Genomic DNA, 12,524 nt, shown 5'->3' on the forward strand with positions numbered 1-12,524 from the left:
GAGCGGCGCCTCGATAAGTACCGGTTTCCCCGTACCGGACCCCGCCCTCGACCAGTCGCTGCGGTCCGGGCTGGACGCCGTGGAAGAACTGCTCAGGACCTCGGTCAAGAGCGACTACCCGTTCGTCTCCGAGACCGCGCAACACCTGCTGACGGCGGGTGGCAAGCGGTTCCGGCCGCTGCTGGTGCTGCTGAGCGCGCACTTCGGTGACCCGCGGGCGACCGGTGTCGTGCCGGCCGCGGTCGTCGTCGAGCTGACGCACCTGGCGACGCTGTACCACGACGACGTGATGGACGAGGCCGAGCTGCGCCGCGGCGCGCAGAGCGCGAACGCCCGGTGGGACAACACCGTCGCGATCCTGACCGGCGACTTCCTGTTCGCCCGCGCGTCCGACCTGCTGGCCGACCTCGGCCCGGAGTGCGTGCGGATCCAGGCCAGGACGTTCGAGCGGCTGGTGCACGGTCAGATCAGGGAGACCATCGGGCCGGACGACGGTGCGGACGAGGTCGACCACTACCTGCAGGTGATCGGCGACAAGACCGCGTCGCTCATCGCGACCGCCGGCCGGTTCGGTGCCATGCTCGGCGGCGCCGACGACACCATGGTGCAGCGGGTGGCCGAGTGCTGTGAGCTGATCGGGTTGGCGTTCCAGCTCAGCGACGACCTGCTGGACATCTCCGGCAGTTCCGGCGAGTTCGGCAAGACCCCCGGCACCGACCTGCGCGAGGGCGTACGTACCCTGCCGCTGCTCTACGCACTCCGCTCCGGCGACCCGGCCGACGCTCGCCTGCATGAGCTGCTAGAGAGCGACCTGGACGCCGACGGCGCCAAGCTCGCGGAGGCCCTCGAGCTGCTGCGCGCCCACCGCGCGATGCAACAGGCGCACGACGTGCTCGTCGACACCGCGGACCGCGCCCGCAGCGCGTTGGCCCCGCTGCCAGAAGGCCCGGCCCGAGCGGTGTTCGAGTCCCTCTGCGACTACGTGGTGGCCCGCACCGTCTGACCGGCCGGGTCAGGCCGGTGGGGGTGCGGTGGACGCCCGCGGGATCAGGGCGGGGGCCGGTTCAGAGACGACCAGGCTTGCATCGGCGGCGCGGGTGCTGTCGGCGAGCAGGTCCACACCCTGCCGGCCGAGCTCGGCCAGCGGGAGCTGCACGGTGGTGAGGGCGGGACGCACGAACCTGGCCAGCGGGAGGTCGTGGATCGCCAGCACGGAGATGTCGCGCGGTACCTCGTAGCCGCGGTCGCTGGCGGCTCCCAGCGCGCCGATGGCCGCGATCACGTTGCACACCACGACCGCGGTGAGGTCCGGGCTGCGGTCGAGCAGGCGGCCCATCACGCGGGCGCCTGACTCCGGCTCGTTCCACAGTCCCCACAGCCAGTCCGTCGGTTCTGGTTTGATCCCCGCCGCCTGCAGGGCGCGACGCCAGCCGCGGAGCCGGTCGCGCGCGTGCCGGGTGCCGCGCATGGTGGTGACGCAGCCGACGCGGGTGTGTCCGAGCTCGACGAGATGCTCGGTGGCGACGCGTGCCGCCTGCTCGTCCGGCAGCGCGACCACGCCGATCCCGGGACGCGGATCCTCCTGCAGCATGACGGTGGGGACCTTGTTGGCGAGGTGCGCGAGTACGTCGTCCGACGGGCGGCTCGCCCCCTGAATCACCAGGCCGTCGAGTGCACCGCCGTCGATCAGGCGTACGAGGGTGCCCGAGCCCTGCGCCAGGTTGTCGACGTCACCGAGGAACAGCGCCTGGTCGTGGTCCGCCGCGGCGGCCTGGGCGCCCGCGACGATCTCCGCGTAGACCGGGTTGACCACCTCGTGCAGCGCCATGGCGATCGCCCCCGACCGAGCACCGCGCAGCGACCGGGCGGCGACGTTGGGGGTGTAGCGCAACTGTTCTACGGCGCCGTGGATGCGATCGCGGGTCTCCGGCCTGATGCGCAATGTGGCGTCGCCGTTGAGGAGACGGGACACCACGGACGGCGCGACCCCGGCTGCCGCCGCGACCTCCTTGATCGTTGCCATTCCCCATTTGCCTCGTTCGGACGCCGACGTGGGCGCCAGGAGCAGCTACCTGTTCGCACATGATACTTCCCACGGTGCGCGAAGGATGTTACTGTCCGGAGAATCGATTCTCGGATGTCGAGCAAGCAACGTACACGTGTGACCTCAAGGGAGATGTCATGGCGTTCCTCGACAGTTCGCAGACCACAGCCCTGATGGATGACGGCTACCTGGTCCTCGACGGTGTGCTCGACGTCCAGCGCGATCTGCAGCCGGTTCTCGACGGGTACGAGGTGGTGCTCGAAGAGCTGGCGGTCACCCTGCACCAGCGCGGCGAGATCTCGTCGACCTTCGCCGACCTGCCGTTCGGGCAACGGCTGATCCGCATCACGAGGGAGCGCGGCCGCAGCGTCTCGCAGCACTTCGACATCAGCTTGCCGCAAACTGGAGTACGTGCCGACACACCGATGCACGTCGGACCCGCGTGTTTCAACCTGCTGACCAACAGCAACCTGCTCGACATCGCCGAGAGCATCATCGGCCCGGACATCTACTGCAGCCCTGTCGGGCACGTGCGGATGAAGCTCCCCGAAGGCACCATCTCTGCCGGCGACGGCATGATGGCCAAGATCCCGTGGCATCAGGACAACGGCGTGGTGCTCGAGGAGGCCGACGACGCCGAGGTGCTGACGGTGTGGTTGCCGTTGACGGAGGCGACCGTCGAGAACGGCTGCCTGCAGGTCATCCCTGCTCCCCGTAACACCGACCTGATGGCGCACTGCCCGTCGTCCAGCAAGGGCGCTCACATCCCGGACAAGTACGTGCCCGCGGACGCGGTCGTCTCGTTGCCCACGCGGCCAGGGAGCATCCTGCTCATGCATCCACGCACCCCGCACAGCTCGCTGGAGAACTCCACCACCGACCAGGTGCGGATCAGTATGGACCTGCGTTATCAACCGGTGGGTACTCCTACCGGGAGGCCGCATTTCCCCGGCTTCGTGGCTCGGTCACGCACACGTCCGCAGGACGTGCTCTCCGATGCTGCTGCGTGGAGCGCGATGTGGCACACGGCGCGGGCGGATCTTGCCGCCGGATCCACCCCCTCGTTCAACCGATGGAGCGCTGACTCACCCGTCTGTGCCTAGCTGAGGAATGGCTCATGACGGTCATCGACTGGGGCATTGCCATCGGCGTCAATGTCGTCATCGGCATCTACGCCCTCACCCTCGCTCGTAGGACGAAGAACGCCAAGGACTTCCTCCTCGCCGCCAGGGGCCTGCCGTGGTGGATCGTCGGACTCTCCGCGTTCGCAACGGCGGTCGACTCCGGCGACTACGTGGTGGTTGCGGGCGGCGCCTACGGCTTCGGGTTGAGCAACCTCACCACGTGGTGGTTGGGACTGCCGCTGGGCTGGTTCCTGGTCTCGTACTTCGTGTTCCTGCCGATGTACCGGTCAGGCGTGTACACCAACTCGGAGTGGCTGGAGTACCGGTTCGGGCCGTTCTCACGCGTCGTGGGGGCGTTCATCCAGCTCCAGTTCCGTACCAACGTGCTGGGGAACGTGAGCTGGTCGATCTACCTGTTGGTCACCGTCGTCGGTGGGCTCTCCCCGGTGTGGGCGTGGGTCGTGGTGGTCGGGATCGCTGCGCTCGCTGCGATCTACTCGGCGTTGGGTGGTCTGATCTCGGCCGCGTTCGCCGACATCCCGCAGTGGCTCGCCATGGTCGTCGGGTCGTTCCTGCTCTGGTTCTTCGTCTACCGGCAGGTCGGCGGGTGGAACGGCTTGCAGGACAAGCTCAACGCCATTCCCGACCCCGACAAGCCGGGCGGCGACCTCGGGTGGATGCTGCACGTCGGAGGGATGGACGAGCCCGGCGTCCCGCCGACGCTGGCCGTCTACGGGTTCATCGTCCTGCTCGTCGGGTACAACGTCGTGAACCACACGCAGACGATGCGGTTCCTTGCGGCACGCTCGGAGTGGGACATGAAGATGGCCGCGCTCGCCGCCAGCGCGGTGACGGTCGTCGTGATGTTCTTCAACATCACCTTGGGCATCATGGGGCGCGCGCTGTTCCCCGACCTCGAGGTCGTCGACCGGATCTTCCCGCTGCTCGTACAGAACTACCTGCCGTCCGTTCTCGTCGGGCTGGTGATCGCAGGTGTGATCGCGGCCGGTGTCTCCACCTTCAGTTCGGTGGCGATCGCGCTCTCTGCCGTCTTCACCCGCGACGTGTACGCACGCTTCATCAAGAAGGACGGCGACGACGCGCACTACCTGACGGTGTCCAGGCTGCTCGTGCCGTTGATCGTCGCCAGCGGGTTCGTGTACATCCCGTTCCTCGAGGCGGGTGCGTTCCAGTTCTACGTGTCCCTCACCTCGGTGTTGGTCATGCCGCTCGCAGCGGTCTTCCTCGTCGGTGCGTTCAGCAGGTTCCACCGGGGTTCTGCGACGGTCGGCCTGATCGTGGGCTCGCTGTACGGCGTGTTCGCGTTCGTGGCAGGCGGCGGGTTGGAGCCGCTTGGCGTCGCGGCCTGGGAGGGAGTGCCCATCTGGGTGAGCAACACCTGGTGGACCTACCTCTGGGCGCCCGCCGTCACGCTGGCGTCGATGGCGGTGTTCTCGGGCCTGGTGTCGCGGCGCAGGGGCGCGTTGCGCGATGCCGACATCGCGGGCCTCACCTACCGTACGCGCGACGTCCTGCCGGCCGACCTGTCCGAGGTCGCGCAGACGCGGCTGGAAGCGGTGCGTGGGACGTGGCTGGAACAGAGCAGCGAACGGCTCGAGGCCGGCCCGGTTCGACCCTTCCAGGTCCCTGAGGACGGGAGCCTGCCCTGGTACCGGCGCGACGTACTGCTGAGCGTCTCGTTCATCTGCCTGATGATCTTCCTCAGCCTCATCGTCTTCTGGTGACGGGAGCTGCGATGACCGAACGCATCCTCCGGCTTCCAGGCGCGCTCGGTGCGGACGGAGTACGCGCCAGGCTCGCCGCGCAGCGCTACCGCCGGTTCAGCCCTGCGCGCTTGCTGCGCGGTGCTCCGCCGGACTCGTTGCGCGGCGTCGAGCAGGTGCTGGTCCCCAGCTGGCTGGTGCGGCTCGACGTCACGACGGCCCGCCGGGGACGGAGCGGAACACGGCAGACGTCGGTGTTCGTCGATGGTGTGTCGGGTGAGTGTCGCGCGGTGCCGGATGGCGCCTCCGTCGTCGAGCTCGACGCGACGACGCGTGCCGCGGCGAGGGTGGTGAACCAGGTGCCGGCCGAGGACGCGACGCGTCTTGCCGCCCACGGCATTCGCTGGCAGGTGCTGCGTGCCGGCAACGTGCACATCAGGAGCCTTCAACTGTCGCCGACCGACGCCGAGCTGGTGTACCTGGTCACCTGGCTCGGCTACTTCACCGGCGCTCCCGGACACATTCGCATCCGGTGTGTGAACGGCGTCGACGGCGGAGTGGAGAGTGCCGTCTACGCGATGAAGGTGCTCAGGGGGCTGGAGCAGGCCGGGCGCGACGTAGCCACAGCAGGCCGGCGACCGGCAGAACCAGCGGGATGAAGAGGTAGCCGCGGCCGTAGAGAGACCACACGGTGGCGTCAGGGAAGGCGCCCGGGTCGACCAGGCTGGCGGTGCCGATCACCAGCACACCGAGCAGCTCGACCGTGCACGCGGCCACGGCGATACGGTACGACGTGCGGCCGCGGCGGGCCAGCATCACCGTCGCCAGCGCGTACACGACCGCGGAGAACGCGGACAGCGTGTACGCCAGCGGCGCCTCGTGGAACCTGTCGATGATCTGCACGGTCGCCCGTGAGCCTGCGGCGACGGTGAAGATCCCGTACACCGCGACGAGCACGCGTCCCGGGCCGCGCCGGCGCACCGGCTGGGGTTCGTCAGGCACCGGCCCACACCTGGTTCATCCGCACGATCAGCACCGGCAGCACCAAGCAGGCGACCGCCACGACGACCGAGCTCCACCGGCTGCGGTCCATGAACCCCCACGCCGCGCCGATCGGCAGCACCAGCAGCGAGCCGATCAGGTAGAGCAGGAACGTCAGCATCCCGTCCGCCGGCCGCTCGCCCTGCACCAGGACGACGATCGAGACGACCAGCTGCACGAGCAGTCCCAGCTCCAGGATGCCGAGCACGACCAGGTGAGGCATCCCCATCGGCTTGTTCGCGATGGCCATCACCAGCGCAAACAGGGCGCCCGCCAGCGGCGCGAAGGTGAGGATAGTGGACAGCGTTGCGTTCATCGCCAGTCATCTTTCCAGGTGCGGATCACGGCAGTGCGTAGGAGTGCAGGCCGGTGATCCAGACGTTCACCACCACGAGGTTGAACAGCACGCAGGCGTACGCCACGCAGCAGATCACCGCCGCCCGCCTGGCCCGCCAGCCGGTGGTCGACCTGGCGTGCAGGTACGCGGCGTACGCGAGCCAGGCGATGAACGCCCAGGTCTCCTTCGGGTCCCAGCCCCAGTACCTGCCCCACGCGCCCTCCGCCCAGATCGCCCCGGTGACGATCGCCAGCGTCCACAGCGGGAACGCGAACACGACCGTGCGCTGCGCCAACCGGTCCAGCGTCTCGGCGTCAGATAGCGACCCGCTGCTGTCGCGGCGCGACCGGTAGGGGCAGAGCGGCACGAGCGCGGTGCCCACCGTGTTCGCGCCGGCGGCGGCGAGCGCGGCCGTCACGTGGATGCTCAGCCAGTAGGAGTGCAGTGCCGGCACCAGCTGCGGCAGCGGGCGGTGCAGGACGGTCGTCGCGAGTGCCACCCCGGCGACGGCCGCGATCATCACGAACGGCCCGAGGTAGTGCGCGCGGTGCCGCACCGCGAGGACCAGGAAACAGCCGACGGCCGCCAGCGTGAGCGCAGCGACGAACTCGCCCATCGTGCCCCACGGCGGCCGGCCGGCGGCGACGCCGAGCGTCACCGTGTGGCCGAGGTGCAGCAACCCGCCGAGCGCGGCCAGGCCGGTGCCGTAGCGGCCGGCGATCGCCGGCAGGCGCGACGTGAGCGCTCCGCCACCGGCGAGCGCCGGCTGCCGCGACGCCGGCACGGCGGTACGCGAACGCGATGCCGTACAGCGGCAGTGCGAGCAGGTACGCGGCGACGGCGCCGGTGATCAGCTGATCGCTGGCGACGAGGAGCGGGTTGGCGGCCACGGACACTCCCAGCTTGATAGCTACATCGTGTCGGCAACTATAGCGACATCGTGCAGCCATCATTTGGGAGGCTGGGTCCTGCGGGGTGGCCGGCTAGCATGGGCGCGATGGCACCGGCGACCGGCAACCTGGACGAGCACCGTGCCGCGATGCGCGCGGATACTGGCCGCGGTGCGCGAGCTCGCGCTCACCCGCGGGGTGGAGAAGGTGTCGTTCGCGGACGTGGCGACGCAGGCCGGCGTGGCCAGGAGCGTCGTCTACCACTACTTCCCGGACAAGCACGCCCTGCTCATCGCGCATGCCGAGGCCGAGACCGGCAGGTTCATGGACGCGTTCACCGCCGCGCTGCCCGACGCGGGCACGGCCACCGAGCGGGTGAGCCTTTACGTGCGCATGCAGCTGACCGACTTCGTCGAGTACCCGCAGCCGGCCGGCCACGAGCTCGCCGCGCTGCTCGGCCCGGACGCGTACGAGCGGATGCACGCCCACGTACGCCCGCTGGCGGCGCTGCTCACCCAGATCGTCGCCGACGGCATCACTAGCGGTGAGTTCGCGGCCGGCGACCCGGGCGAGGCAGCGTCGCTGGTGCACGCCTGCCTCGGCGCGGAGCGCCACCCGCTTGGCCAGGGCCGGCACGAGCTCGACGCCGCCATCGACCGCGTGACGACGTTCGTCCTCCGCGGCCTGGGCGCAGACCCCGGCTAGGACGCCCCTTGCGGCACCGGCTTGCGGTAGCCGGTCATGCTGTCGGCCGCGTCGCGCAGGGACCTGAGGAACGCGTTCACCAACGGGCCGTCGTCGAGGCGGCGCGAGACCGCCGCGACGTGGCGTTGCGGCAGGCCGTCCCCGATGGTGAGCGCCTTGATGTCCTTGCTCGGGTCGTACGCGAACGTGGGGATGATCGCGACGCCCACCGCCGCGCTCACCAGGCCGCGTACCGCCGCGAAGTTGTTGGTGCGGAACGCGATGTCGGGTCGGAAGCCGGACGCGACACCACGTGCGAGCAGGCACGAATGTAGCGCGGTGCCTTCCAGTGTCGCGATCCATCGCTCGTCGGTGAGCTGGTCGAAGCTGGCTGGTCGTTTCCGCCGCACCAACCGATGCCTGCTCGACGCGATGACGACGAGGGGTTCGGTCATCAGCTCCATCACACGCAGCTCGTTCGGCCAGGTGCGGGGCACCAGGTCGTAGCGGAACACCAGGCCGACGTCGATATCGCCTTGCACTACGCGCGGCACCAGGTCGTGCGGTTCGCCCTCGTCGAGCGTGACCTCGATGTCGTCACGGTTGCGCAGGAAGCGTTCGAACGCGCGCGGTAGCAGCGCGGTGCCCGCAGAGGCGAAGCTGCCGATCCTTATCCGGCCGGCCTTCCCCGCCGACAGCCTGGTCAGCTCGTTCTGTACGCGCGAGAGCAGCCCGATCAGCTCGCTGCTGCGTTCGTACAGATACGTCGCGGTCGGCGTGCACGTGATGTGTCTCGAGTGGCGCTCGAACAGCTGCAGGCCTGTGGTGCGTTCCAGCGCCGCCATCTGTTGCGACACGGCCGAAGTCGTGTAGTCGAGCTCTCGCCCTGCGTCCGCGAAGGAGCCCAGTCGTACGACGGCCTCGAAGGTATGTAGCCAGCTCGTTTGCAGCATGCACGGACACCAACCTCACACCCCCGTACCGCAGCGGTGGATTGAGGTTAAGCAATTCTGCAGCTCGACACAAGAAGCCCGAGTTCCCAGGCTCTTCCGTTTGCCGCGGGCGCTACGCAGGATTGTCGAAACCGCGTGAAGGGGCGAGCCCATGCCGGATATCACCCTCGAACACGTCACCGTCGACTTCCACACCGGCAAGCGTCGTAACAAGCAAACGGTTCGCGCGCTCGACGACGTCGACCTGAAGGTCGCCGACCGTGAGTTCGTCTGCCTGCTCGGTCCCAGCGGCTGCGGGAAGTCGACACTGCTGAATCTCGTCGCCGGTTTCCGACATCCCACGGCTGGGCGGATCACCGTTGGTGGGCAACCGGTGAGTGGGCCAGGGCCCGACCGCGGCGTGGTGTTCCAGGACGCCAACATCTTCCCCTGGCTCAGCGTCGAGAAGAACGTCGCGTTCGGCCCGCAGATGCGCGGTGTCACCGGAAGCGCCGAGCTGCGCGAGCAGGTGCACACGTACCTCTCGCGGGTGGGCCTATCCGATTTCGCGGACCGGTTGCCACTGCAGCTGTCCGGCGGAATGCGCCAGCGGGTCGCGCTGGCGCGGGTGCTCATCAACGACCCGCCCGTGCTGCTGATGGACGAACCGTTCGGTGCGCTCGACGCGCAGACCCGCATCATCATGCAGGAGCTGCTGCTCGAGCTGTGGGAGAAGGAAAGAAAGACCGTCATCTTCGTGACGCACGACATCGACGAAGCGCTGCTGCTCGCGGATCGGGTGTACGTGATGTCCGTACGGCCAGGGCGAATCCAGGACACCATCGAGGTTCCACTCGAGCGCCCGCGTGCATATCAGGTGACGAACGAGAGCGTGTTCCGCGACCTGCGCAACCGCCTGTTCGAGCAGCTACACGACCAAGCCCTCGTCGCTGAGTCCCTGTGACGCAGCAACCCCCGATTGGAGACTGACATGCATCGGCTCCTGCGTTGCCGTTCTCTCGCACTCGCAGCCGTGCTCGCCCTGTTCGCCGTACTCAGCGCCTGTGGCGGGGGTGGTGGCGCCGGCGGTGAGCAGCAGGCGGAGGGGAACAAGGTGGTCGTCAAGGTCGGCTGGGTACCGACCGTCGCGTGGATCACCTGGCTCGCCACCGTCGACCAGCTCGACTCACCGGAGTTCCGGCTGCAGCTCACCGACTTCAAGAGCTCCTCGGACACGCTCGTCTCGTTGACGAACGGTTCGATCGACCTCGGTGCGGTCGGCTACAACGTCCTCGCCGACACCTTGGGCAAGAGCGATGTCGACCTGCAGTACGTCGCCGGCGCCTCGACGAAGAGTGCGACGTTCATCGCCGGCAAGGACGCCGGGGTCGACGGCTGGTCGGATCTGAAGGGCAAGCGAGTCGGCGGAGTCCGTGGCTCTGCTGAGTACGTCCACCTGGTGAACGGCTTGCGCAAGAACGGCATGAAGCTCGGCAAGGACGTGAAGTTCGTCAACTTCCAGTCCGGCACCGACATCATGTTGGCTCTCCAGCGCGGTGAGGTCGACGCGACGATCAGCTACGAACCGCTGGCCAGCCAGGCGACCATCGACGGCGTCGCGAAGCGGGTACCGGCGATCCAGGACACGCTGTTCGACAACTCGTTCGAGGTGTCGAGCGGCATCCTCGCGCGAGGTGACTTCCTGGAGAAGCACCCGAAGTGGGGTGTCGAGATCATCAAGACGTACACCGAGATGGAAGCCAAGCTGAAGAAGGACCCGGCGTTCGCGCAGGAGGTCTACCTGAAGCATGCGACCGGTGAGCCCAAGGTGCTCGACGAGGCGTTCAAGCACGTGACCCTGGACTACCGCCTCGACCAGGACCAGGTCCAACGGGTCGAGACCGCATTGCTCGATGCCGGTCAGCTCGACCCAAGCGTCAAGGGGAAGCTCGTCGAACACCTCGACTACAGCTTCCTGGAGAAGGCTACGGGCAAGTCGCCCACCGAGCTCGGGAAGTCGTCGTCGTGAGATCGACGAAGGAGCAGGCCATGACGACACCAGCCGAGTCGCCGGCCGACGCCGAGGCGACGGCGCCGGAGGACCCGCGGCCCACGAAGGGACGCCCGATCTGGCTGCGGTTGTTGTTGCCGGTGGTGATCCCCGTGGTCGTCATCGCGGTCTGGCAGTACGTCGGGTCACGACACCTGCTTGCCGGTGGGCTGTTCCCTTCGGCGACCGCGTGCCTGGACGCGCTGTGGGCGTGGATCTTCGGCGGCAACCAGGGTGACGCGGTTGCCGGCAAGTGGTTGAGCGCACTCGGTGCCAGCACGACGAGGGTCGCGTTGGGTTTCGTGATCGGCACTTTCCTCGGTGTGCTGCTCGGGTTGATCAGCGGCATCTCGTGGATCGGGCGGCGGATGGTGGATCCGTCCGTGAACGCCATCCGGCCGATCTCCGTCACTGCGTGGGTGCCGCTGGCACTGATCATCTTCGGCATCGGCTACCGGCCGGCGATCTTCCTGACGGCGTTGGCCACGTTCTTCCCGGTGTACGTCAACACGCTCTCCGGTGCGAGGTACGCGGAGGGCCGGCTGGTGCAAGCAGCCCGGATGCTCGGGGCGCGGCCGTCGCAGATCACCTTCCGTGTGGTGCTGCCGGCGGCGTTGCCGAACATCGTGGTGGGGATGCGTGTGGCGGCTGCGATCGCATGGACCACGGTCGTGGTGGCGGAGATGCTCGGTGCGAAGAGCGGGCTCGGCTACACGTTGATGTACAGCTACAGCCAGTTCAAGTTCGACTATGTCGTCGCGGCGATGATCAGCATCGGTGCTGCCGGGTTCGCCACCGACAAGTTGTTGGAATACCTGGCGGAGCGACGAATGAGTTGGGTCGTCGGCCAGTCGTCCGACGCGGCCTGAGTGCCGGTTGCGAGTCACGGTGTCGATCGAACGGAGGACGTTGCGTGTCACAGGTGTTGCGGGAGTTGACCGGACGGGTCGGTGTGCTCACGTTGAATCGGCCGAAGGCGTTGAACGCCTGGGACATGTCGATGCAACGCGAGGTGCGGACGCAGCTCACCAGCTTGGCGGAGGACGCGGATGTCGACGCGATCGTCCTCACCGGTGCCGGTGACGCGTTCTGTGCCGGGCAGGACCTGAACGAGACAGCGGGGTTCACCACCGACCAGGTCGACGTGTGGCTGGACGGGTTCGCGGAGCTCTACGACGCGGTGTTGTCGACGCCGAAGCCGGTCGTGGCCGCGCTCAACGGCGTAGCAGCCGGATCCGGCTACCAGGTGGCGTTGATCTGTGACGTGCGGGTCGCCCACCCGGGCGTGCGCATCGGTCAGCCGGAGGTGAGCTCGGGGATCCCGAGCATCACGGGGATGTACCTCACCTGGCAGTCGGTGGGACATTCCCGTACCACAGAGCTCATGCTCAGCGGGCGGATGATGGATGCCGACGAAGCCGAACGGCTCGGGCTCATCCACCACGTCGTACCGGCCGAAGACGTGCTGTCGAAGGCGATCGCGGTCGCGGAGCAGCTGGCCGCGCAGCCGGCCACCGCGCTGCGGCTCACCAAGCAACGGATCAGGGACGTGTTGTGGCCTGGGCTTGCCGACGGTTTCGAGACCGCCAGGGAGGTCGACCGGGTGGCCTGGGGCACCGGTGAGCCGCAGGCCACTGCGCGAGACTTCTTCGCCGAGCGGCGGGACCGGCGTGCCGCTGCACAGTCCTGACGCCGACC

12 protein-coding genes and 2 pseudogenes are annotated in these 12,524 nt (G+C 68.2%); 9 read left to right on the plus strand and 5 right to left on the minus strand.

What is annotated here, in order from left to right; all coding sequences use genetic code 11:
• Nucleotides 1-13: 13 nt before the first annotated feature.
• Complete coding sequence (locus tag GEV07_13035) at nucleotides 14-1,003, plus strand: polyprenyl synthetase family protein (GenBank protein MQA03596.1); 990 nt, start codon at nucleotides 14-16, stop codon at nucleotides 1,001-1,003.
• 9 nt (nucleotides 1,004-1,012) lie between these two features.
• On the opposite strand, the gene GEV07_13040 is transcribed toward GEV07_13035, so the two are convergent.
• Complete coding sequence (locus GEV07_13040) at nucleotides 1,013-2,023, minus strand: LacI family DNA-binding transcriptional regulator (protein MQA03597.1); 1,011 nt, start codon at nucleotides 2,021-2,023, stop codon at nucleotides 1,013-1,015.
• A gap of 59 nt (nucleotides 2,024-2,082) precedes the next feature.
• On the opposite strand from GEV07_13040, the gene GEV07_13045 reads away from it, so the two are divergent.
• Genes GEV07_13045 through GEV07_13055 form a run of 3 tightly spaced genes read left to right on the plus strand, consistent with a single transcriptional unit; the run spans nucleotide 2,083 to nucleotide 5,551 of the window.
• A complete protein-coding gene (locus tag GEV07_13045; GenBank protein MQA03598.1) occupies nucleotides 2,083-3,147 on the plus strand; it encodes a phytanoyl-CoA dioxygenase in 1,065 nt (354 codons plus the stop codon).
• Between the two features lie 14 nt (nucleotides 3,148-3,161).
• Nucleotides 3,162-4,913: a hypothetical protein gene (locus GEV07_13050; protein MQA03599.1), complete on the plus strand. Its 1,752-nt coding sequence runs from the start codon at nucleotides 3,162-3,164 to the stop codon at nucleotides 4,911-4,913.
• Nucleotides 4,914-4,924: 11 nt separating this feature from the next.
• Nucleotides 4,925-5,551, plus strand: a complete 627-nt coding sequence (locus GEV07_13055) for a hypothetical protein (GenBank protein ID MQA03600.1) — start codon at nucleotides 4,925-4,927, stop codon at nucleotides 5,549-5,551.
• On the opposite strand, the gene GEV07_13060 is transcribed toward GEV07_13055, so the two are convergent.
• From GEV07_13060 to ccsB, 3 genes and pseudogenes are all read right to left on the minus strand, one after another.
• Entirely contained in the window at nucleotides 5,481-5,894 is a 414-nt protein-coding gene (locus tag GEV07_13060) for a hypothetical protein (protein ID MQA03601.1), read from the minus strand. The two genes, GEV07_13055 and GEV07_13060, sit on opposite strands and share 71 nt — an antisense overlap.
• Nucleotides 5,887-6,249 carry a hypothetical protein gene (locus tag GEV07_13065; GenBank protein MQA03602.1) on the minus strand — a complete coding sequence of 121 codons (363 nt, stop codon included), beginning with the start codon at nucleotides 6,247-6,249 and terminating at the stop codon, nucleotides 5,887-5,889. Before GEV07_13065 ends, GEV07_13060 begins: the two co-directional genes overlap by 8 nt.
• Nucleotides 6,250-6,274: 25 nt before the next feature.
• A pseudogene (gene ccsB / locus GEV07_13070) lies at nucleotides 6,275-7,220 on the minus strand (c-type cytochrome biogenesis protein CcsB).
• On the opposite strand from ccsB, the pseudogene GEV07_13075 reads away from it, so the two are divergent.
• A pseudogene (locus tag GEV07_13075) lies at nucleotides 7,125-7,457 on the plus strand (TetR family transcriptional regulator). The pseudogenes ccsB and GEV07_13075 sit on opposite strands and share 96 nt — an antisense overlap.
• A gap of 404 nt (nucleotides 7,458-7,861) precedes the next feature.
• Here the strand turns inward: GEV07_13075 and GEV07_13080 are convergent.
• Nucleotides 7,862-8,797 carry a LysR family transcriptional regulator gene (locus GEV07_13080; protein MQA03603.1) on the minus strand — a complete coding sequence of 312 codons (936 nt, stop codon included), beginning with the start codon at nucleotides 8,795-8,797 and terminating at the stop codon, nucleotides 7,862-7,864.
• A 151-nt stretch (nucleotides 8,798-8,948) separates the two neighbouring features.
• Here GEV07_13080 and GEV07_13085 point away from each other — a divergent pair, with 151 nt between their 5' ends.
• The 4 genes from GEV07_13085 to GEV07_13100 are packed head-to-tail and all read left to right on the plus strand — an operon-like array spanning nucleotide 8,949 to nucleotide 12,516.
• Nucleotides 8,949-9,740, plus strand: a complete 792-nt coding sequence (locus GEV07_13085; protein MQA03604.1) for an ATP-binding cassette domain-containing protein — start codon at nucleotides 8,949-8,951, stop codon at nucleotides 9,738-9,740.
• 27 nt (nucleotides 9,741-9,767) lie between these two features.
• Entirely contained in the window at nucleotides 9,768-10,805 is a 1,038-nt protein-coding gene (locus GEV07_13090) for a transporter substrate-binding domain-containing protein (GenBank protein ID MQA03605.1), read from the plus strand.
• A gap of 20 nt (nucleotides 10,806-10,825) precedes the next feature.
• Nucleotides 10,826-11,695, plus strand: coding sequence for an ABC transporter permease subunit (locus GEV07_13095; protein MQA03606.1), 870 nt, complete (start codon nucleotides 10,826-10,828; stop codon nucleotides 11,693-11,695).
• Nucleotides 11,485-12,516 (plus strand): enoyl-CoA hydratase/isomerase family protein, encoded by a 1,032-nt coding sequence (locus tag GEV07_13100; GenBank protein MQA03607.1) that lies wholly within the window; start codon nucleotides 11,485-11,487, stop codon nucleotides 12,514-12,516. The genes GEV07_13095 and GEV07_13100 overlap by 211 nt, the downstream gene beginning before the upstream one ends.
• Nucleotides 12,517-12,524: the final 8 nt, after the last annotated feature.

The sequence above is a fragment of the Streptosporangiales bacterium genome (assembly GCA_009379825.1).
GTDB lineage: Bacteria > Actinomycetota > Actinomycetes > Streptosporangiales > WHST01 > WHST01.

What these genes read in the sequence shown, in the direction of transcription:
- GEV07_13040 (MQA03597.1), bottom strand. Translation starts at nt 2,023, where the DNA reads ATGGCAACGATCAAGGAGGTCGCGGCGGCAGCCGGGGTCGCGCCGTCC.
- GEV07_13045 (MQA03598.1), top strand. Translation starts at nt 2,083, where the DNA reads ATGATACTTCCCACGGTGCGCGAAGGATGTTACTGTCCGGAGAATCGA.
- GEV07_13050 (MQA03599.1), top strand. Translation starts at nt 3,162, where the DNA reads ATGACGGTCATCGACTGGGGCATTGCCATCGGCGTCAATGTCGTCATC.
- GEV07_13055 (MQA03600.1), top strand. Translation starts at nt 4,925, where the DNA reads ATGACCGAACGCATCCTCCGGCTTCCAGGCGCGCTCGGTGCGGACGGA.
- GEV07_13065 (MQA03602.1), bottom strand. Translation starts at nt 6,249, where the DNA reads ATGAACGCAACGCTGTCCACTATCCTCACCTTCGCGCCGCTGGCGGGC.
- GEV07_13080 (MQA03603.1), bottom strand. Translation starts at nt 8,797, where the DNA reads ATGCTGCAAACGAGCTGGCTACATACCTTCGAGGCCGTCGTACGACTG.
- GEV07_13085 (MQA03604.1), top strand. Translation starts at nt 8,949, where the DNA reads ATGCCGGATATCACCCTCGAACACGTCACCGTCGACTTCCACACCGGC.
- GEV07_13090 (MQA03605.1), top strand. Translation starts at nt 9,768, where the DNA reads ATGCATCGGCTCCTGCGTTGCCGTTCTCTCGCACTCGCAGCCGTGCTC.
- GEV07_13095 (MQA03606.1), top strand. Translation starts at nt 10,826, where the DNA reads ATGACGACACCAGCCGAGTCGCCGGCCGACGCCGAGGCGACGGCGCCG.
- GEV07_13100 (MQA03607.1), top strand. Translation starts at nt 11,485, where the DNA reads ATGGACCACGGTCGTGGTGGCGGAGATGCTCGGTGCGAAGAGCGGGCT.